This window comes from Faecalibacterium sp. IP-3-29 (genome assembly GCF_023347335.1).
Classification (GTDB): Bacteria; Bacillota; Clostridia; order Oscillospirales; family Ruminococcaceae; genus Faecalibacterium; species Faecalibacterium duncaniae.
The window spans coordinates 2,278,915-2,300,072 of the sequence record NZ_CP094471.1 but is presented as its reverse complement, the minus strand read 5'-3'; the positions used below and the strand labels follow the sequence as shown (position 1 = coordinate 2,300,072).

17 protein-coding genes and 1 other annotated feature are annotated in these 21,158 nt (G+C 58.1%); of the genes, 15 read left to right on the top strand and 2 right to left on the bottom strand.

Going from position 1 to position 21,158, the window contains the following annotated elements:
• The first annotated feature begins 145 nt into the window (after positions 1-145).
• The 4 genes from MTP40_RS10975 (at position 146) to MTP40_RS10960 (ending at position 6,462) form a co-directional block, all read left to right on the top strand.
• Positions 146-1,687: a sugar ABC transporter ATP-binding protein gene (locus tag MTP40_RS10975; RefSeq protein ID WP_005931574.1), complete on the top strand. Its 1,542-nt coding sequence runs from the start codon at positions 146-148 to the stop codon at positions 1,685-1,687.
• A gap of 18 nt (positions 1,688-1,705) precedes the next feature.
• Positions 1,706-2,704 carry an ABC transporter permease subunit gene (locus MTP40_RS10970; protein WP_005931572.1) on the top strand — a complete coding sequence of 333 codons (999 nt, stop codon included), beginning with the start codon at positions 1,706-1,708 and terminating at the stop codon, positions 2,702-2,704.
• Between the two features lie 354 nt (positions 2,705-3,058).
• Positions 3,059-3,988, top strand: a complete 930-nt coding sequence (locus MTP40_RS10965; protein ID WP_156069532.1) for a sugar phosphate isomerase/epimerase family protein — start codon at positions 3,059-3,061, stop codon at positions 3,986-3,988.
• Positions 3,989-4,437: 449 nt separating this feature from the next.
• Positions 4,438-6,462, top strand: coding sequence for an InlB B-repeat-containing protein (locus MTP40_RS10960; protein WP_249259372.1), 2,025 nt, complete (start codon positions 4,438-4,440; stop codon positions 6,460-6,462).
• A gap of 115 nt (positions 6,463-6,577) precedes the next feature.
• Here the strand turns inward: MTP40_RS10960 and MTP40_RS10955 are convergent, their stop codons facing one another.
• Together MTP40_RS10955 and ftsH are read right to left on the bottom strand one after the other, a co-directional pair.
• Positions 6,578-7,207: a transcriptional regulator, IclR family protein gene (locus tag MTP40_RS10955; RefSeq protein ID WP_249259371.1), complete on the bottom strand. Its 630-nt coding sequence runs from the start codon at positions 7,205-7,207 to the stop codon at positions 6,578-6,580.
• Between the two features lie 92 nt (positions 7,208-7,299).
• A complete protein-coding gene (gene ftsH, locus MTP40_RS10950) occupies positions 7,300-9,126 on the bottom strand; it encodes an ATP-dependent zinc metalloprotease FtsH (protein ID WP_249259370.1) in 1,827 nt (608 codons plus the stop codon).
• 380 nt (positions 9,127-9,506) lie between these two features.
• Positions 9,507-9,763 (top strand) — a binding site (T-box leader).
• Positions 9,764-9,824: 61 nt separating this feature from the next.
• Here ftsH and MTP40_RS10945 point away from each other — a divergent pair.
• The 11 genes from MTP40_RS10945 (at position 9,825) to MTP40_RS10895 (ending at position 21,153) form a co-directional block, all read left to right on the top strand.
• Entirely contained in the window at positions 9,825-11,477 is a 1,653-nt protein-coding gene (locus tag MTP40_RS10945; protein WP_207683960.1) for a 2-isopropylmalate synthase, read from the top strand.
• A 196-nt stretch (positions 11,478-11,673) separates the two neighbouring features.
• Complete coding sequence (gene leuC, locus MTP40_RS10940) at positions 11,674-12,933, top strand: 3-isopropylmalate dehydratase large subunit (protein WP_098924611.1); 1,260 nt, start codon at positions 11,674-11,676, stop codon at positions 12,931-12,933.
• Positions 12,934-12,952: 19 nt separating this feature from the next.
• On the top strand, positions 12,953-13,441 hold the full coding sequence (gene leuD / locus MTP40_RS10935; RefSeq protein ID WP_097770461.1) for a 3-isopropylmalate dehydratase small subunit: 489 nt from the start codon (positions 12,953-12,955) through the stop codon (positions 13,439-13,441).
• 11 nt (positions 13,442-13,452) lie between these two features.
• A complete protein-coding gene (gene leuB / locus MTP40_RS10930; protein WP_249259369.1) occupies positions 13,453-14,526 on the top strand; it encodes a 3-isopropylmalate dehydrogenase in 1,074 nt (357 codons plus the stop codon).
• 244 nt (positions 14,527-14,770) lie between these two features.
• The gene (locus MTP40_RS10925; RefSeq protein ID WP_097773501.1) at positions 14,771-15,658 is read left to right on the top strand and encodes a putative manganese transporter; all 888 of its coding nucleotides are present in this window, start codon (positions 14,771-14,773) and stop codon (positions 15,656-15,658) included.
• A gap of 245 nt (positions 15,659-15,903) precedes the next feature.
• On the top strand, positions 15,904-16,794 hold the full coding sequence (locus tag MTP40_RS10920) for a Cof-type HAD-IIB family hydrolase (RefSeq protein WP_249259368.1): 891 nt from the start codon (positions 15,904-15,906) through the stop codon (positions 16,792-16,794).
• The gene (locus MTP40_RS10915; protein WP_238077414.1) at positions 16,791-17,279 is read left to right on the top strand and encodes a DNA-deoxyinosine glycosylase; all 489 of its coding nucleotides are present in this window, start codon (positions 16,791-16,793) and stop codon (positions 17,277-17,279) included. Before MTP40_RS10920 ends, MTP40_RS10915 begins: the two co-directional genes overlap by 4 nt.
• Positions 17,280-17,464: 185 nt before the next feature.
• Entirely contained in the window at positions 17,465-18,088 is a 624-nt protein-coding gene (locus MTP40_RS10910; protein ID WP_097773504.1) for a 5-bromo-4-chloroindolyl phosphate hydrolysis family protein, read from the top strand.
• A 131-nt stretch (positions 18,089-18,219) separates the two neighbouring features.
• Entirely contained in the window at positions 18,220-19,374 is a 1,155-nt protein-coding gene (locus MTP40_RS10905) for a toxic anion resistance protein (RefSeq protein ID WP_005931526.1), read from the top strand.
• 1 nt (position 19,375) lies between these two features.
• Positions 19,376-20,137 carry a LemA gene (locus tag MTP40_RS10900; protein ID WP_223384142.1) on the top strand — a complete coding sequence of 254 codons (762 nt, stop codon included), beginning with the start codon at positions 19,376-19,378 and terminating at the stop codon, positions 20,135-20,137.
• Positions 20,134-21,153, top strand: a complete 1,020-nt coding sequence (locus MTP40_RS10895; protein ID WP_098924618.1) for a TPM domain-containing protein — start codon at positions 20,134-20,136, stop codon at positions 21,151-21,153. The genes MTP40_RS10900 and MTP40_RS10895 overlap by 4 nt, the downstream gene beginning before the upstream one ends.
• Positions 21,154-21,158 lie beyond the last annotated feature (5 nt).

The window sequence follows — 21,158 nt, the reverse complement described above, 5'->3', positions numbered from 1 at the left end:
TGCAAGGTACGCAGTGAGTCCTATGGCTTGGTAAAAGCTTAAAAGCGCGTGCGTGCGAGATTTCTCTCGGGCGCACGCGCCTTCTTTTGGAAAGAAAGGACGCACCGCGCGGCCTGCAAATTGCAAGATAAGGAGGCTCTGCGGAATGTCAGAATACCGTCTGGTAATGAAAGGCGTGGTCAAGACCTTCCCCGGCGTAAAAGCGCTGGACCACGCGCAGTTGGAGCTCCGCCCCGGTAAAGTTATGGCCCTGATGGGCGAAAACGGTGCCGGTAAGTCCACCCTGATGAAGTGCATGTTCGGCATTTACAAGATGGACGAGGGCGAGATCGAATACGAGGGAGAAAAGGTCGTTATTGCGAACCCGTTGGAAGCACTGGGCCGCGGCATTGCCATGGTGCATCAGGAGCTGCAGCCCATCCCGGCCCGTACCGTGGCTGAGAATATCTGGCTGGGCCGCTACCCCACCAAAAAGATTGGCCCCATCACCATTGTGGACCACAGCAAAATGTATGCCGATACCGATGCACTGCTGAAGAAGCTGAAGCTGCAGATCAATTCCCACGCAAAGCTGGGCAGCCTGAGCATTGCCCAGATGCAGATGGTGGAAATTGCAAAGGCTGTTTCCGCAAACTGCAAGGTGCTGATCCTGGACGAGCCCACCTCCTCCCTGACCGCCAACGAAGTGGAATCGCTGTTCCGCATCATGCGCGAGCTGAAGGAGCAGGGCGTTGCATTGGTTTACATCAGCCACAAGATGGATGAGATCAAGGTCATTGCTGACGAAGTGACCATCATGCGTGACGGCCATTACATCGGCAAGTGGGACGTTGCCAACATGACCAAGGAACAGATCATCGCCAAGATGGTCGGCCGTGAGCTGTCCAATCTGTTCCCGCCGCTGGAGAACCACCCCTCCGAGGAAGTGATGATGAAGGTGGAGGACTTCACCTCCATCCATCCGCGCTCCTTCCGCCATTGCAGCTTTGAGCTGAAAAAGGGCGAGATCCTGGGCGTGGCTGGTCTGGTGGGCGCACAGCGCACCGAACTGATGGAAGGCATCTTTGGTCTGCGTGCACACACCTCCGGCAGGGTGTGGATCAAGGGCGAAGAGGTCAACATCAAGCAGCCCCGCGATGCCATCCGGAAGAGCGTGGCTCTGCTGACCGAGGATCGCCGCGCAACCGGCATTATGGGTGTGCTGAGCGTGGCCGACAACATCTCCATTGCATCGCTGGACGCTCTGCGCAAGGGCCCCATCATGCTGGATGACAAGAAGATTTTGGATCTGGTGGCGACCAATAAGGAAAAGATGGCCATCAAGGTGCCCAGCCCCAAGACCCAGATCAAGAGCCTGTCCGGCGGCAACCAGCAGAAGGTGCTGATCGCCCGCTGGCTGGCAAATAACCCCGATGTCCTGATCCTGGACGAGCCCACCCGCGGCATCGACGTTGGTGCAAAGTACGAGATCTACTGCATCATTGCCGATCTGGCCAAGCAGGGCAAGAGCATCATTATGATCTCCTCTGAAATGAGCGAGATCATTGGCATGTCCAACCGCGTCATGGTCATGTGCGATGGCCGCGTCACCGGCTTCATCGACGGCAAGGACGCGACCCAGGAGAACATCATGGAGCTGGCTACCCAGTTTGAGACCGCGCCCGAAACGGCAGCGGCCAATCAGTAAACAAGGAGGCTGTCTATTGTGGAAGCTACCAAGAAATTAACGGGTAAATCCGTAAAGAAATGGCTGGGCAACAACGCCATTATCGTTCTGATGCTGCTCGTCTCTCTGTTCGTCGGCATCATCCATCCGAACTTTTTTGCACCTGCAAACCTGATCAACCTGTTCAAGAATGTGTCCATCCGCTACATCATCGCGCTGGGCATCTCCGGCTGTCTGATCACCACCGGCAACGACCTGTCCGCAGGTCGTCTGGCTGGTTTTGCTGCCTGCCTGGCCTGCATCTTTGCGCAGACCGAGGGCGCTGCCGGTAAGTTCTACCCCAACATGCCCACTCTGCCCACCCCTGTGGTGTTCATTCTGGTCATTGCCATCTGCGCCATCGTGGGTCTGTGCAACGGTCTGGTCGTTTCTTACCTGAAGGTCCAGCCCTTTATCGCTACCCTGGGTATGCAGCAGGTCGTCTACGGTATCTGCCTGGTCTACACCGGCGGTACCCCCATCGGCTCCCTGAACAAGAACTTTACCTCTCTGGCCTCCAACACCATCCTGAAGGTCCCCGTGCTGATCTGGATCGCCCTGGTCGTGGCTGTGTGCTTCTGGTTCCTGTACAACAAGACCCGTCACGGCAAGTACATGTACGCCATCGGCGGCAACGAAGCTGCTGCTGAGGTGGCCGGTGTCAACGTTTACGCCACCAAGATCCGCATTTACATCCTGGCCTCCTGCATGTTCGGTCTGGCAGGCTGCCTGCTGGCTGCAAAGTCCGGCGGCGCATCCGTCAACACTGCAATGGGCTATGAGCTGGACGCTATCGCAGCTTCCACCATCGGCGGCGTTTCCACCACCGGCGGTGTCGGCACCGTGCCCGGCATTCTGGTCGGCGTTCTGGTCTTTGAGCTGATGAAGGTCGCTCTGCAGTTTATGAACGTCAACTCCTCTTACACCTATATCGTCCAGGGCCTTGTCATCATCGTGGCTGTGGCCATCGATATCCGTAAGTACCTGGCAAAGAAGTAACTCCTCATTCGCATACAGAGAAGCCCCCCGCCGGTTCTCCCGGCGGGGGGCTTCTGCTGTTATTTTCCCAGCTGCCGCTGCTGCAGGCGGTATTGGCGGGGTGTCAGCCCCTCCTGCCCTCCGCGTTTTCTCGCCCACTCTCCGAAAAAAGTTGGAGAACTTTTTCTTTTTCGTTGAATTGCACAAGAACGTGCCTCCTTGTTTGGCGGTTGTGTTGAATTTATGAACGTTCTTTGAATTTTGATATTTTCCTTCGATTTATTATAACACAGCTCCCGGAAGAGTGGTATACTACAAGCCAGGAACAGTGCTGTTAAGTTTGGAAAACAAAGATCGGTGAATGAGGTGTGTCTTATGAGTGTTTACGAAAAAATTTCCGGTTTTGCGGATGAGATCAGCCAGGACTTTGACCAGCAGCTCAAAACTGTGACGGATCTGGGGATGAAGTATATCTGCATCCGCAGCGCCGAGCACAAGGGCATTGCCGATTACACCCCCGAGGAAGTACGCACCGTTCTTCTGCCAAAACTGCGGGCCGCAGGCGTGGGCGTTTCCAGCCTTGGTACGGCCATCGGCAAGGTGGAGGTAGACGATGAAGAGGGCTTTGCCAAGCAGCTGGAGCAGCTGGAAACACTCTGCGAAACGGCCAGGCTGCTGGACTGCTCCTTCATCCGGATGTTCAGTTTCCTCATCCCCAAGGATGCCGATGCAGACAGCTATACCGATGTGGTGCTGGATAAGCTGCGTCAGTTTATCCGGATCGCGGAAAAGCATGACATTGTCCTGCTCCATGAAAATGAGAAGGGCATCTACGGAGACACCGGTGCCCGCTGCAAATTGCTGTTCGACCGGCTGGCCTGCCCCCACTTCAAGGCGGCGTTTGATTTTGCCAACTTTGTCCAGTGTGAGCAGGACACCGCGGAGTGCTGGGAACTGCTCCATGACCAGATCGCTTATATCCACATCAAGGATGCTCTGCCCGGCTACCTGCTGAATGTGCCCGCAGGCACCGGCCTTGGCAAGATCCCTGAGCTGCTTCGCCGTGCTTTCTGCGAGGAGGGCTACCACGGCTTCCTGACGCTGGAGCCCCATCTGGCGATGTTTGATTTCTTTGCACCAGGAGCCAAAGGCGGAAAGAGCCAGAAGCTCCAATTTGAGAATAACCCGATCGTCGAGAAGATGAAGTCCGAGATGGCCGAGCCGGGCCGCCCCAAGGACGGCGCAGAAGCTTACGCCACCCAGTATCATGCACTGGTCGAGATCCTGAATCCCATTCTCAATTGATATCCACTCTCCGTTTACCATAAGCTGCCACAACAGAAGCCCCCCGCCGGGAGAACCGGCGGGGGGCTTCTGCTGTTTGCGGCAAAAAAGCTGGGCCCTATGCTGTCAGCAGCTTTTCATTTGGAATATGGCAATATTTTGGCGGCTTGTCAGTCACTGGCAGGCCGCTTTTTTCTTTGTCAAAGGCAGTTTCGTGAAAATGACTGAAAAAGGATACCTGATTTGTGAATATCAACAAAAGTTTTCAAAATACTTGATTTTAATTTAGGGGGGGTATAATGAAATGACAGAAAATTCCTTTGAGAACAAAGCACTCAGCAACCTGGCTGAGACCTGCAATGCGGAGAATGGAACCTACAGGGGAGGTGACAGTGCGGTAGGAATCTGGAGGGTTCCTTGCGGGGAATCCGTTGCAAAAATGCAAATAGCGATGAAAGGAATGAAGAAAGTTGAAACAGAAAAGTCAAAACCGGTTTTTTGCGGCCCTGCTGGCAGTGGCAATGATGCTTCAGATGCTTCCCATGCTGGCTTTTGCGGAGGACGCACTCGGCACCGGAGAAGTACGGAACAAAAGAACGGGTACGACATATACGTCTTTGGCAACTGCTGTGGCAGAGGCACAGAGCGGTGATACCATCGAGCTTGGCGAGGGCAATTATACACTGTACGGTGTCCCCAGCGTTGGTAGCACCCAGGGAAAAGACCTGACCTTTGTGGGGCAGGGAACTGACAAAACGGCTTGGAATATCGGTGATGAGGTGCCGGACCCGAACAAGTTCGGCACAGAATATAACGGCGATTACAGCTTTGATGGTGCCAAAACAGTTACCTTCAAAAATATGACGCTTCGCTCTGGCGTGGTGGATTATCTGGGCTTCATCCGTATTGACAATACAGTGGTGGAAAACTGCGTCATCAACGGCAAGACAGACTATTGGGGCTATACCAGTGCAGTGTTCAAGGATACGACCTTCAATGCACCAAGCTCTAATTATGCACTCTGGACGTATAGCTCCCCGACCATGACATTTGATACCTGCACCTTTAATGCGAACGGAAAAGTAATCAATGTTTACACGGATTACAGTGCAGGAAGTCATAACATTACGGTTAACTTTAACAACTGCACCGTGAATTCCAACTTCCAGTCCTATGTATCAATGTTCAGTAACAATAAAACTGCGCTGAACATCAACGACAGCAACATGGGCAGCCATAAGTACATCATCAATATCAATGATCCCAAGACCATTACTGCTGCCCGGGATAAAACGACGACCTGCTCGCAGATGTTTGGCTTTGGCGGTAAAGCAGCTACTAACAACAAGGGTAAAACAGATGTATATCTGAACGGTGAGCTGGTCTGGACAAACGGCAAGATGCAGACACACTCCTATACCGATGGTGAGCAGGACAAAGCCTTTACCACCACCTATTCGGAGTGGACAAGGATCGACGCACGAAATGAGATGCGTGATGTGACGAAGACCTGCAACTACTGCGGCTGGTTTGAAACACATAAGGAAATTGCCAGTGTGTACCGTCTCCAGTACAACCTGAATGAAGGCATTGGCGACGCAACTGCCAATTACAACGATGCTTTCTACCATGAAAATGAGAGCGTGAAGCTTGCAGCGGCTCCCACACGAGAAGGCTACCAGTTTGCTGGATGGCTGAGCCTTAGCGGTAAGCTCTATAAAGCTGAGAGTGAGCTTGTCCTGACGGGTGATGAAGTGTTTACGGCACAGTGGAAGAAGGATGAGCCTGTCGTCAATCATACCCTGACCGTGACCGGCGGCACCTTTGCTGTGAAAGACGGCGACATTGATGTGACCGATACACTGGAAACCAGCACCGATGAGGCCAGCGGCAAGCAGACCTGCCTTGTGCCGGATGGTGCAGAAGTCACCGTGACGCTGGACCAGACGAAGGTTCCCGAGGGTATGGTGTTTGATCTCTGGTCTACCGGCGAACTGCCGCTGGATCAGGATTACAAGGCAGAGTCCATTACCTTTACCATGAATGATGATGTGGATGTGGCCGCACAGTACCGCAGCGCTGACATTGAGGATGGTTCTGATGTTGTTGGCCCCATCATTGTCGGTACGGCTGTTGTGGCTGGCGGCGCACTGGTCGGCTACACGCTGGGCACCGATCTTGTGGGCCAGATGTGGGGTCTGCCTTACTTCCCCAGCAACCGCAGTGCTCTTGCAATGATGCTGTGGGAGGATGCAGGCAAGCCTATGCCGGAATCTGAGATCCTCTACCCCGATGTTGGCCAGGAAGAACAGGATATGGATCTGCAGCATGCTGCCCGCTGGGCCATGGAGCACGACCTCATGCCTGACCTGAACGATCAGGATACAGAGCTGCCCCCTGAACAGGTGAAGTTCTATCCGGACAACATGGTTACCAAGATCAGCGTGTTGCGTGCTTGGAAGAAGGCACAGGACCTCAAGCAGAATGCGCAGTAAAATTTGACATCCTCTGATATTTCCCAAACACAGCAGGAGCGCCCCACCGGGTCATACCGGCAGAGCGCTCCTGTTGTGTTTCTGTTAAGCTTCAGGAAAGGGGAACACACCCCACTCAGCGGCCCACGATGAGGTCGCGGCGGCAGCGCAGGCCGACCGTCAGGAAAGCGCTGTCGCCCAGCTGCCGCAGCACCACCCGCTGGGTGTCGGTCTGGCCCTCACACAGCAGGGAAAGGTTCAGGGTGGTGGAACCCTTCTCCGTGGTGAGCACCAGCGTGGACACGCCCTGATCCATCAGGGTCTTCATATCCTGAATGGTGGTGCGGAAGGTGGCGGCACAGTCCGGCACGTCCAGCGTCAGGACACGGCCCTCCTGCCGGGCGGTGTAAAGGACCTGACGGCCCAGCAGGCCCTTGACGGTGTAACGGGCTTCGGTGGTCTTTGCCTCGTCAGCGGAGATCAGCATGATGTCGCCCTGAATGGGGTCACCCTCCGGTGCGCCGTAGCCGCCGTAGGCGGGGTCAGTCTCGCCCACGGCAATGTCGCCGCTGTGCAGCGCGATCTCGCCCTGAAGCATCACGCTTTCGTCCTGCGGGGGCAGGTAGCCTGCGACAACGGTGTCATCGGCGGCAGCCGCAGCGGCAGGCTCCTCGGCAAATGCGCCGACGCTCATGGGGATGGCAAGGGACAGCACCAGGGCTGCGGCAATGGCCTGACGGCCCAGCATTGTATTCAGAATCTTCATAAGAAATATACCTCCTGTACTATGGACGAAAAACCGCCCGTTCTGTAATGAATACGGAACGGGCGGCTTGTTTATTGCAGGGGGTGTAAAAATTATTCCTCCCGGTTCAGAATCTCCATGAACTCATCGCCGGTGATGGTCTCTTTCTGGTACAGATACTGGGCCAGCTCATCCAGCTTTGCGCGGTTGTCGGTCAGGATCTGCACAGCCTTGGCGTGCTGGGCCTTGACCAGCTCCACCACCTTCTGGTCGATCTCGCACTGGGTCTGGGCAGAGCAGGCAAGGGAAGTGTCGCCGCCCAGATACTGGTTGTTGACGGTCTCCAGTGCCACCATGTCAAACTCATCGCTCATGCCGTAGCGGGTCAGCATGGCGCGGGCCAGCTTGGTGGCCTGCTCGATATCATTGGAAGCGCCGGTGGTGATGGAGTGGAACACCACTTCCTCGGCGGCACGTCCGCCGGTGAGGGTGGCAATCTTGTTTTCCAGCTCCTCCTTGTTCATCAGGTAGTGGTTGCCCTCGTCCACCTGCATGGTGTAACCCAGAGCACCCGAGGTGCGGGGGATGATGGTGATCTTCTGCACGGGGGCGGAGTGGGTCTGCTTGGCGGCGACCAGAGCGTGACCGATCTCATGGTAGGCTACGATGCACTTTTCGTGGTCGGTCAGGATGGAGTTCTTTTTCTGGTAGCCTGCAATGACCACCTCGATGCTCTCCTCCAGGTCGGATTGGGTCACGCTCTTGCGGCCCGCGCGGACGGCCCGCAGCGCGGCCTCGTTGACGATGTTGGCCAGCTCGGCACCGGACGCGCCGGAGGCCATCCGGGCCACGGTGGTAAAGTCGATGCCCGGGGCCAGCGCGACCTTCTTAGCGTGGACCTTCAGAATCTCCTCGCGGCCCTTGAGGTCGGGCAGCTCCACGGGCACCCGGCGGTCAAAGCGGCCGGGGCGGGTCAGGGCAGGGTCAAGGGATTCGGGACGGTTGGTGGCGGCCAGAATGATGACACCGGTGTTGCCCTCAAAGCCGTCCATTTCGGTCAGTAGCTGGTTCAGGGTCTGCTCGCGCTCATCGTTGCCGCCGTACTGGCCGCCGCTGCGCTTTTGGCCAATGGCATCAATCTCATCAATAAACACGATGCAGGGCGCTTTCTCCTTGGCCTGCTTGAACAGGTCGCGCACCTTGGAGGCACCCATGCCCACGAACATCTCCACGAACTCGGAGCCGGAGATGGAGAAGAAGGGCACGTTGGACTCACCGGCCACAGCCTTGGCCAGCATGGTCTTGCCGGTGCCCGGAGGGCCCACCAGCAGGATGCCCTTGGGCATCTTGGCACCAATGCTCTCATACTTGCTGGGGTCGTGCAGATAGTTGACGACTTCCTGTAAGTTTTCCTTGGCCTCGTCCTCGCCGGCCACATCCGCAAAGCGGATGCCTGCCGTGGACTGCACATAGACCTTGGCGTTGGATTTGCCCATGCCGCCAAACATCATGGAGCCCGGGCCGCCGCCGGCCTTTTCCATCAGCTTTTTGTTCATCTGGTTGCCGATGGCCGAGAACAGGATGATGGGCAGGACGAACCAGATCAAAAAGCTCAGTACCGGCGAGGACTGTTCCACGATCTCGCTGGAGAAGGTGGCTCCGGCATCGTACAGCCGCTCGGTCAGGCCGGTGTCGTTCATCAGGCCGGTCCTGTAGACCTGCGTCTCGTCCTTATCGGTAAAGATGATCTGGTTGGATTCAATGTCCACACGGCCGATGTTCTTCTCCTCAGTCATGGTCATAAAGGTGCCGTAGTCCACCTCTTTGATCTGGCGCTCCTCCATCCACGGCAGCAGCACAAGGTTGAGGAGCAGCAGCATCAGCAGCACGAGGGCGTAGTAGATCGCCAACGGCTTGCGCGGTGTCTTGACTTCTTTCATAGGATTTCCTCCTCGGTAAACGGCCTCGCCCTCTCAGTCTGCTTCGCAGCCAGCTCTCCCAAAGGGAGAGCCTTTGACAAATCGGTCAGGGGCCTTATTCTTTCGGTAAGCTTATCTTAACACAACGAAAATTAACAAAAAAGCTTTTCGAGGGCTTGTTTCCAAAAACTTCCCAGATTCTTAACAAACCCCGAAGCCTGGCGGGAGGGAAGCGTGGGCATCCCCCGCTTTCCCAGCGCTCTGCGATTCGATGCAGAAAGCGCAAAATTTGGAAAATTGTGCCGCCCATGATGTGAATTTGTTTCATTCTTGATGTGAACCAAACTTCTTGACAGCAAATCCGGCGTTTGGTACAATAAGCTCACTTTGAAACACAAAGACCAAATGCGTTGACGGGGAAAAAACGATCTTCTTCTGCTTCAGAGAGCTGCCGGGCGGTGCAAGGCAGTGCGGAGGGTTTCGGTTACTGGCCCCTGAGCGGCAGAGCTGAACGGAGAGTAGGCTCTGACGGATGCCCACCGTTACCGGGGCAGCGATTCGCCGCCAAAAGCTGATCGTGTGAGTGGCTGGTTTTCCAGCAAAGAGAGTGGTACCACGGGTGCTCTGTCAGAAAAAATGACAGGCCCTCGTCTCTCAAGGCTTATCGCCTTGGAGACGAGGGCCTTTTACTTTAATTGTAGGATCTGGAGGAAACGAGAATGATGGACGCAACCAAGTACGCACCGGGATATTACCCTGTCCCCGCCGGTTATGACAGCTGGGTGAAGAAGGATCACATTGAAAAGGCCCCGGCCTGGTGCAGTGTGGATCTGCGCGACGGCAATCAGGCCCTGATCGTGCCCATGAGCCTGGAGGAAAAACTGGAGTTCTTCCAGATGCTGGTAAAGATCGGCTTCAAGGAGATCGAGGTGGGTTTCCCCGCCGCCAGCGATACCGAGTACGAGTTCCTGCGCACCCTGATTGAGAAAAACATGATCCCGGAGGACGTGACCGTGCAGGTGCTGACCCAGTGCCGCGACCACATCATCCGCAAGACCTTCGAGGCCGTCAAGGGTGCTCCCCGCGCAGTCATCCACTTCTATAATTCCACCTCCGTGGCCCAGCGCGAGCAGGTGTTCCACAAGAGCAGGGAAGAGATCAAGAAGATCGCCACCGACGGCGCAAAGCTGGTCAAACAGCTGAGCCAGGAGTACGAGGGCAACTTCCTGTTTGAGTACAGCCCCGAGAGCTTTACCGGCACCGAGGTGGACTATGCTGTGGAGGTCTGCAACGCAGTGCTGGACATCATGCAGCCCACCCCTGACCGCCCCATGATCATCAACCTGCCCGTCACGGTGGAAATGAGTATGCCCCATGTCTACGCCAACCAGATCGAGTATTGCGACAAGCACCTCAAGTACCGCGACAGTGTGATCATCTCTACCCATCCCCACAACGACCGCGGCACCGGTGTTGCCTGCGCCGAAATGGCCGTTCTGGCCGGTGCCCAGCGCGTGGAGTGCTGCCTGTTCGGCAACGGTGAGCGCACCGGCAACGTGGATGCCGTGACTCTGGCTATGAATCTGTACAGCCACGGCGTAGACCCCAGGCTGGACTTTTCCGATATGCCCGCCATCTGCGCTGCCTACGAGCGCGTGACCCGGATGCACATCTACGAGCGCACCCCCTACGCCGGTCAGCTGGTGTTTGCAGCCTTCTCGGGCAGCCATCAGGATGCCATTGCAAAGGGCATGGCCTACCGCAAGGAGCGGGGCGAGCACCGCTGGACCTGCCCCTACATCCCCATCGACCCCCACGATATCGGCCGCACCTATGATGCCGATGTCATCCGCATCAACAGCCAGAGCGGCAAGGGCGGCATCGGCTTTGTGCTGGAGCAGAACTACGGTTATAATCTGCCCCCCAAGATGCGCGAGGTGCTGGGCTACAAGGTCAAGAGCGTGTCCGACCACAGCCACAAGGAGCTGAGTGCAGGCGAGGTGCTCCGCATCTTCGAGGAGAGTTTCCTCAACCGTGAAAAGCCCCTTCGTGTGGTGGAGGCCCACTTTGCACAGGTCAACGGCATTACCGCCACGGTCACCCTGGATCTGAACGGTCAGCGCAAGGTGGTCACTTCGGTGGGCAATGGTCGTCTGGATGCTGTGGCCAACGCCATCCAGAGCGCCACCGGGATGGACTTCCATCTGGAAAGCTACTCGGAGCACAGCCTGGACGAGGGCAGCACCTCCCGCGCGGCTTCTTATGTGGGCCTTGCCTGGGGCGATGGCAGCGTGACCTGGGGTGCCGGCACCGACACGGACATCATCGTCGCCGGCATCAGGGCGCTGGTTTCGGCAATTAACAGTAAATGATGAACGGATACTCTGTTCAACCTCTCCGTCAATGCTAACGCATTGCCACCTCTCCTAGTAGGAGAGGCCTTGGCAAAGAGGCAAGGCTTTACGCAATGCCAAGGGCTCCCCTACTAGGGGAGCTGTCGAGCGAATGCGAGACTGAGAGGTTGTACGAAGGACAGCGTGACCATGGAAAATAAAAGGAGAGAGTATTATGGGAATGACTCTGACGCAAAAAATTCTGGCCGCACATGCGGGTTTGCCGGAGGTCAAGGCAGGCCAGCTCATCAATGCCAAGCTCGATATCGTGCTGGGCAACGATATCACCACCCCGGTCGCCATCAACGAGTTTGAGAAGGCAGGCTTTGACGGCGTGTTCGACAAGGAGCACATTGCCATCGTGCTGGATCACTTCGTCCCCAATAAGGACATCAAGAGCGCAACCCAGTCCAAGCAGTGCCGCGAGTTTGCCAACAAGTATGATATCCTCAACTTCTACGATGTGGGTCAGATGGGTGTTGAGCACGCCCTCCTGCCCGAAAAAGGCATCGTGACCGCCGGTGACTGCATCATCGGTGCCGACAGCCACACCTGCACCTACGGTGCACTGGGCGCATTCTCCACCGGTGTGGGCTCCACCGATATGGCCGCCGGTATGGCCACCGGCATGGCATGGTTCAAGGTACCCTCTGCCATCAAGTTTGTACTCAAGGGAAAGTTCAGCCCCTGCGTATCCGGCAAGGACCTGATCCTGCACATCATCGGCATGATCGGTGTGGACGGCGCACTGTACAAGTCCATGGAATTCACCGGCCCGGGCGTGGCTTCCCTGACCATGGAGGATCGCCTCTGCGTCTGCAACATGGCCATTGAGGCCGGTGCCAAGAACGGCATCTTCCCTGTGGACGAGGTCACCAGAGCGTATCTGAACGGCCGCAGCCAGCGCACCCCGGTCTACTACGAGGCTGACCCGGATGCCGAATACGAAAAGACCATCGAGATCGACCTGGACAAGCTGGAGCCCACGGTCAGCTACCCCCATCTGCCGGAGAACACCCACCCCGCCAGCGAGGGAAAGGACATCCGGATCGATCAGGTGGTCATCGGCAGCTGCACCAATGGCCGTCTGGAGGATATGGAGGCCGCTTACAACATCCTCAAGGGCAAGCACATCGCCAAGGGCGTGCGGGGCATCATCATTCCGGCCACCATGGCGGTTTATAAGGAATGCATCCTGCGCGGCTGGACTGAAGCCTTTATTGATGCGGGCTGCATCGTGTCCACCCCCACCTGCGGCCCCTGCCTGGGCGGCTACATGGGCATCCTGGCCGAGGGGGAGCGCTGTGTCTCCACCACCAACCGCAACTTTGTGGGCCGCATGGGCCATGTCAAGAGTGAAGTCTATCTGGCAAGCCCGGCCACTGCCGCTGCCAGCGCCCTGACTGGCTATATCACCGACCCCCGCACGGTCTGATCGAAAAGGAGAAACAACGATGAACGCAAAAGGTTCTGTTTTCAAATACCCGGATAACGTGGATACCGATGTCATCATTCCGGCCCGCCACCTGAACACCCAGGACCCCAAGGAGCTGGCCAGCCACTGCATGGAGGACATCGACAAGGACTTTGTCCGGAACGTCAGGGACGGCGATGTTATGGTGGGCGGCTGGAACTTCGGCTGCGGCTCCTCCCGTGAGCACGCCCCTGTGGCCATCAAGGCCGCAGGCATCTCGGTGGTCATTGCCAAGAGCTTTGCCCGTATCTTCTACCGCAACAGCATCAACATCGGCCTGCCCATCATGGAGTGCCCCGAGGCTGTGGATGCCATCAGCGCAGGGGATACCGTCAGCGTGGATTTTACTACCGGCCTCATCACCGATGAGACCACCGGCAAGACCTTCCAGGCGGAACCCTTCCCGCCGTTTATCCAGAAGATCATTGCCGACGGTGGCCTGATGAAGTCCATCAAAAATAAGAAGTAAGGAGCTTTCCCATGGAAAAAAACATTGCTGTCATCTGGGGCGACTGCTCCAGCCCCGAGATCGTGAAACAGACCATCCGGGTGCTTGATAAGGTGGCTGAAAAGTACGGCCACACCTTCCACTATACCGATGCCGCCATGGGTGGCGAAGCCATTGACAAGTACGGCGACCCGCTGCCCCAGCACGAGCTGGACAAGTGCCTTGCGGCCGACAGTGTCCTGCTGGGTGCCGTGGGCGGCCCCAAGTGGGAGGGCCTGCCCGGTGAGCAGCGCCCGGAAAAGGGTCTGCTGCGCCTGCGCGCGGGCATGGGCCTGTACTCCAACAACCGCCCCGCCAAGATCTGGCCCCAGCTGGCCCCGGCCAGCCCTCTGAAGCCTGAGATCGTGGCACAGGGCATTGACTTCATCATCGTGCGGGAGCTGATCGGCGGCGTGTATTTCGGCAAGCACGAGACCCACACCCTCGAGAACGGCGAAAAGCAGGCCATCGACTCCATGCCCTACTCCGAGCACGAGATCGAGCGCATTGGCCGCATCGGCTTCGAGACCGCCCAGAAGCGCCGCAAGAAGCTCTGCTGTGTGGATAAGGCCAACGTGCTGGATACCAGCCGCCTGTGGCGCAGTGTGATGCACCGCCTGCAGGCCGAGTACCCGGACGTGGAGTACAGCGAGATGTTCGTGGACAACTGCGCCATGCAGATCGTAAAGAACCCCGCGCAGTTCGATGTCATCGTCACCGAGAATATGTTCGGCGATATCCTCTCCGATGAGGCCTCCATGATCACCGGCTCCATCGGCATGATCCCGTCCTCCTCTCTGGGCGATGGCACCCGGGGCCTGTACGAGCCTATCCACGGCTCGGCCCCCGACATTGCGGGCAGGGATATCGTCAACCCCACCGCCTGCATCCTCTCTGCTGCCATGATGCTGCGCTACTCCTTTGGCATGGCTGAGGAGGCCGATGCCATTGAGAATGCTGTGAACAAGGTGCTGGACAAGGGCATGCGCACGGCCGACAACATGAGCGAAGGCTGCACCTGCCTGGGCTGCACCGCTATGGGTGATGCGATCCTGGCCGAGATCTGATCTGAAATGAATCGCCCTCTCTGTCAGCGTGAACGCGCTGCCACCTCTCCCGAAGGGGGAGCTGGCAAGGCCTGCGGCCTTGACTGAGAGGGCATTTTCGTTCTCTCAAAAACAAAAATGCAATCTTTTTGCAAATTCCTCTTGCAATTTGCATCCGAAGCGTGTATAATCTCCCTTGCACGAAAATGCAAATTGATTGCAATTTACTGCAATAAAGCACATTACAGTTGTTTTGGAGTATCAAATGGAATTGTTTCTGGATGTTCTGGGCGAATCTCTGGTGGACACCGCCAAGATGCTGCCCTTCCTGTTTTTGGCCTATCTGTTCATTGAATATGTGGAGAACCGCCACGGCGAGCGCATCGAAGCCATTCTGGCGGGGGGCGGGCGCTGGGGCTCTGTTCCGGCGGCACTGCTGGGCTGTGTGCCCCAGTGCGGTTTCTCTGCCATTGCGTCCAATTTCTATGCGTCCCGGGTCATCAGCCTGGGCACACTGATGGCCGTGTTCCTCGCCACCAGTGATGAAGCGGTTCCGCTGCTGGTCTCCATGCCTGCCTACTGGGATAAGCTGGTGCTGCTCATGGTCATCAAGGTGCTCTACGCCATTGCGGTGGGCCTGGTGCTGGATTTTGTCCTGCGGGGCGTTCTGCCCAGGAGCCTGCGGGGCGGCTATACCGGCAGCGCCGATGAGATCGACTGCCACGAGGAGCACAGCGATGAGGAGGGGAAGCCCGCCCCCATCTGGAAAGCCGCCCTTCGCCACACGCTGGAGATCTTCGTGTTCATCTTTGTGTTCAGTCTGGTGTTCGGCCTCATTGTGGAGGGCGTGGGTGAGGATGTCTTTGCCGACGCTCTGGGCCGGATGGGTTTCTTCCAGCCGGTGGTGGCCGCACTGGTGGGGCTGATCCCCAACTGTGCCGCCAGCGTCCTGCTGACCCAGCTCTATGTGGAGGGAGCCCTCCGCTTTTCCAGTCTGGTGGCGGGGCTGTGCACCGGCGCGGGCGTGGGCCTGGCCGTTCTCTGGCGGGCAAACCCCTCCTGGAAGCAGAACCTCTTTATCACCGGCCTGACCTGGGCCGCCGGTGCGGCTGTGGGTGTTGGGATCCAGATCGTGGTAGCCATTTTCGGTTAAAGTAAAATATTCAGTCAAAACGCCGTTTCGGGATATCCCGGAGCGGCGTTTTGTGTTATACTAGACAGTATCAAAACGATAAAATGGCTCACCCTCTCCGTCATCGCTTGCGCGATGCCACCTCCCCCAAAGTGGGAGGTCTTGACAGTCTTTGGGAAGTTTCCGATTATGTCAAAAGCTCTCCCTTTGGGAGAGCTGGACGCGAAGCGGCCTGAGAGGGTGAGGATGCTGAAATAGGAGCAACTATGCAATATAAACTTCTGGCAAGCGATTTCGACAATACCCTTGTTCCCTTTGGTGAGCCCTGCCCCCGCCCGGCGGTGGTCAAGGCCGTGAAAAAGATGCAGGCCGCAGGCGGCAAATTTGTGCTGAGCACCGGCCGCGGCTACTGCGTGATCAACAAGCAGCAGCTGGGCGGCATCCGGTTCGACTACGCCATCACCAACAACGGAGCCTGCGTGGTGGACAGGGACGGCGCGATCATCGCCGAGCACCCGATGACCAATGAGGAAATGTACGCACTGGTGGATTTCTGCGAGGATTACAACTACCCCCTGCAGTTCAATTTCCGGGATGGCTACTATGCCTACTGCGAATACGAGAGCCTCCGGGATTTCTACGCCCAGCTGAGCGGCAGCGGCCTGACCTGCAAGGATGGCGAGGATCAGGACCGCCATCTCATCGATATGCCCCATGCCGCCTTTGCCTGCCTGCCCGATGAGGCGCTGGAGGCGTTCAACCGGAAGTACGGCCACCTGAACCTCCGCTTTATGATGGTGGGTGCTGTGCGTGAGGGCAGCTGGCACTGCTATGATATCGTCCGGGAGGGCATTGATAAGGGGGTGGGTCTGGCTGACCTGTGTGAAACCGTGGGCCTGACGCTGGCCGATGCTGTTTCGGTGGGCGATTCCGCCAATGATGTGGGGATGCTGAAGGCGGCGGGACTGGGCTGCTGCATGGCCAACGGCTCGGACGATGCCAAGGAAGCCGCAGACCGCATCATCGGGGATGTGCGGGAGGACGGCCTTGCTGCCCTCATTGAGGAGCTGTGGTTCAACGGCCCCCGCGCGGAGCCCTCGGGCCATGAACTTGGCTCTCCCTGGGGCCAGATGGAAGCCGCGGAGGAAAAGCAGTGAGCTTTGCACCGGTCTACAATGAACACAGTCGGGCGCTGATCCTGGGCACATGGCCCAGCCCCAAAAGCCGGGAGGTGGCCTTTTACTACGGCCACCCGCAAAACCGCTTCTGGCCCATGCTGGCGGCCCTGACCGGGGAGCCTGTGCCCGCCCGGGAGGACATCGAAGCGAAAAAGCAGATCATCCTGCGCCACGGGCTGGCCCTGTGGGATACGCTGGAAAGTTGCACCATCACCGGCGCGTCGGATGCGTCCATCCGGGACGTGGTGCCCAATGATATTGCCGGTCTGCTGGCAAAAGCACCCATTGAGGCTGTTTTTTGCAACGGGGCTACGGCATATAAGATCTATACAAAGTATCTCGAGCCGGTCAGCGGCATCCCGGCGGTCAGGCTGCCCAGCACCAGCCCCGCCAATGCCGCCTGCAGGCCGGAAAAATTACGGGAGATCTGGCAGAAAGAATTGTCGAACTGGATCCTGCCTTGAATGCCGCGCGGACTTACCCGATCTGCCAGGGGCTCCCCTATGAGGGGAGCTGGCGCGCAAGCGCCTGAGAGGTTTGACATTTCGATTTCAAACCTGTAAATAATTCGTGAAACGCTTGCGCCCCGCTGGAAAAGGATTTATTATGAAAGATACAGGGGGCGCAGCTCCCGGAAAAGGAGGAACCCATGAGCAAGATCATTCGCACCCGGAAGCCCAGTGTCCTGCCGTACTACGCGGCGGCGCTGGCATTTGTGGTGCTGTGCGCTGTGCTTCCGGTCTATCGGCTGTGGGCACTGCTGGCGGCGCTGGGCGCGGCTGTGCTGGCCTTTGCCGGGGCCAAAAAGATCTGCCCGCCCCGGGTGGTGGAGACGGAAGTGCCCTTCCATACCGGTGTGGACGATGTGGATGCCATGCTGACCGAGATGCAGCAGCAGCTGGACACCCTCCATGCCCTGAACGAAGCCCTGCCGGACCCGCAGCTCTCCGCCGCCATGGCCCGGATGGAAAAGGCAGGCCGCTCCATTGTGGAAACGGTGGAAGCCACCCCCGCCAAGGCAAAGCAGGTGCGGCGGTTTGCCAATTACTATCTGCCCGATGCCGTGAACGTGCTGCAGCAGTATGCCAAGCTGGCAAAGCAGGGGGTGCGGGGCGAGAATGCCGCCTCCATCCGCGCGGAGGTGGAGCGCAACGCAGCCTCCATTGCCACGGCATTTGAAAATCAGCTGGATGCCCTGTATGCTGCCGAGAGCATGGACCTTTCGGCAGACCTGACCGTTTTGCAGAATATGCTGAAAGGGCAGGGATTGTAACAACCCTCTCAGTCAAAGCCTGACGGCTTTGCCAGCTCCCCCGAAGGGGGAGCCCTTGGCAAACCGGTTAGAAAATAGCGCACGCCGATAGGCGGCAGGCGCTGTCTTAATTGGAAAGGATGGAATCAACAATGGCTGACAACAACACTCTGAACTTCGACCTCGATGCTCCTGCAGTGCCCACCCTGACGCTGGACCCCACCCCGGAGGCTGCGGAGGAGAAAAAGCCCGAGCCCGCCCCTGCGGCCCAGCAGCCGGAGGTGCAGCTGACCCCTGAGGAGCAGGCAATGGTGGATTCCTTTGCGGAAAAGATCGATATCACCAACAGCCAGCAGGTGCTGCAGTATGGCTCCGCCTGCCAGAAGAAGATCGGCGATTTCTCCGAGGCTGCTCTGGCCAAGGTGTCCACCAAGGATCTGGGCGAGGTGGGCGATATGATCACCAACCTCATCGGGGAGCTGAAGAGCTTTGATGCCAATGAGGAGCAGCAGAAGGGCATTCTGGGCTTCTTCAAAAAGAAGGGCAATGAGCTGGACAACCTGAAGACCAAGTACAACAAGGCCGAGACCAACGTGGAGAACATCCAGTCCATGCTGGAGGGCCATCAGGTCCAGCTGCTGAAAGACATCGCCATGCTGGATAAGATGTACGAGCTGAACATGGCCTACTTCAAGGAGCTGAGCATGTATATCCTGGCCGGCAAGAAAAAGCTGGCCGAGGTCCGTGCAAACGAGCTGCAGCAGGCCATGGACAAGGCCAAGCAGTCCGGCCTGCCCGAGGATGCTCAGGCCGCCCGCGACCTGGCAGACCAGTGCGAGCGCTTTGAGAAAAAGTTGTACGATCTGGAGCTGACCCGGAACATCAGCCTGCAGATGGGCCCCCAGATCCGCCTGCTGCAGAACAACAACACCATGATGGCTGAGAAGATCCAGTCCACCATCGTCAACACCATCCCGCTGTGGAAGAACCAGATGGTGCTGGCGCTGGGTCTGGCCCACACCCAGAAGGCCATGCAGGCCGAGCGCGCCGTGACCGACATGACCAACGACCTGCTCAAGAAGAATGCCGATGCCCTCAAGATGGGCACCATCGAGACCGCCAAGGAGAGCCAGCGCGGCGTGGTGGATATCGAGACCCTGCAGCAGACCAACAAGAGCCTGATCGAGACCCTGGACGAGCTGAACAAGATCCAGACCGAGGGCCGCGCAAAGCGTGTGGCTGCCGAGCAGGAGCTGACCCGCATCGAGGACGAGCTGAAACAGAAAATGATGGAGATCCGGAGCTGAAATGGCAAACGCTGATTTTTCCAGAGAACAGAATCAAACGCCCGGCGGCTTTGACAGCGGCAGCTACCGCGAGGCAAAGCGCCCGGACAACGAGACAGTACGCCTGACCCCCTTGCAGCAGAAGCTGGCCGGGCTGGAAAAGGCGCTGCCCGCCGCACTGGCAAAGCAGGGCACAGCCCTTGTGCTGAGCGTGGTGGTGATGCTGGCGGCGTTCGTGGGCTTTGGCGGTGCCAAGGTCAGGGGAAAGTACAACGAGGCCCGCCAGTGGTTCACCACCGGCGTTTCGGCCGACAACGGCTATGCCCTGAGCGAGGAGCTGACCACCCGTGCCAACACGGCGGCAAATATCATCACCACCGGCGCAAACACGCTGGGGGTTGACAGCGCCGAGGTGCAGGCCGCACAGGCAGCGCTGGATGATTTCTCTGCCTGCCTGGAAGCAGTGCAGAACGGCAGCAAAAAGCAGTCCCTGACCTCGCTGCCCTATTATCAGGGCAGTGCCATGCACGCCCTTTGTCAGGCCAATGAGGCCTTGGGCACTGTGATCGACCAGCTCTACGCAAAAATGCAGGAGCAGGCTGCTGACCCCATGAAGATGGGGGCAGTGCAGGGCCAGTACGGCCAGTTCAACAGCGCCGGCACCATCATCGGTAATCTGCAGTACAATGATGCAGTGTATGAGTATCAGAACGATGTCGGCGGCTTCCCGGCCAGTATGCTGGGCAGGCTGTTCGGCGTACAGGAGGTGGAACCCTTCGCATGAAAACGATGAAACGATTTGCCGCCCGCATCTGCGCCCTGTTCGTGGTGCTGACCGTCAGCCTGACGGCTTTGGTGCCCGCCGCCTTTGCGGCCACCAAGGCCCAGCTGCCCGATCTGCCCAGCAGTCAGTGCGTGGTGGATGATGCCAACATCCTGAGCAGCAGCACCAAAACGGCCATTGAGAACCTGAATGCACAGCTCACCCAGCAGTGCGAGGGTGCACAGATCGGCGTATTGACTGTGGATTATACGGGAAGTTTATCCACGGAGGATTACGCCGTGCAGGCCGCCAACACCTGGGGGCTGGGCAGCTCCAGCAAAAACAACGGTGTGCTGATCCTGCTGGTCATGCAGTCCCAGCAGTACGCCGATGGCGACTATTACCTTGCCACCGGTGACGGCTTCCGCAATACCACGCTGGAAAAGCAGGCCAGCGCCATTGCCCAGACCATGGAGGATTCCTTCGCGGCGGGCGATTATGACGCGGCTGTGACCACCTGTGCCAACAATGTGGCCAGCACCATTGCCGATCTCTACGGTGTGACCCTGAGCGGGACCACCGGCACGGTCAGCAATGGCAATACGGATGGTTATAACAACGGAAATGATTACTATGAGGCCCCGGCAGCATCCTATCAGTCGCCCTTCCTCACCCTTCTGGCAGTGGTGATCGTGGTGTTTGCCCTGACCTCCATCTTCGGCGGCATCCGGCGCGGCTTTGGCGGCGGCGGGTTTGGCCCCTTCTTCGGTTTCGGGCTGGGCTACGGCTTGGGCAGCAGACGGCGGCGCAGACCTCCGTATGATGATTGGGGCCCCGGCGGCCCCCGTGGCCCGCGCGGGCCCAGACCGCCCCGCGGCGGCGGGCCGCGTCCTCCCCGTGGGGGCGGCGGCTTCGGCGGTGGTTCCTTTGGCGGCGGCATGGGCGGCGGACGCTCCGGCGGCAGCTTTGGCGGGGGCGGCAGCTTCCACGCAGGCGGCGGCTCCTTCCATGGCGGCGGCGGTGGCCGCGGGCGGTAATATCT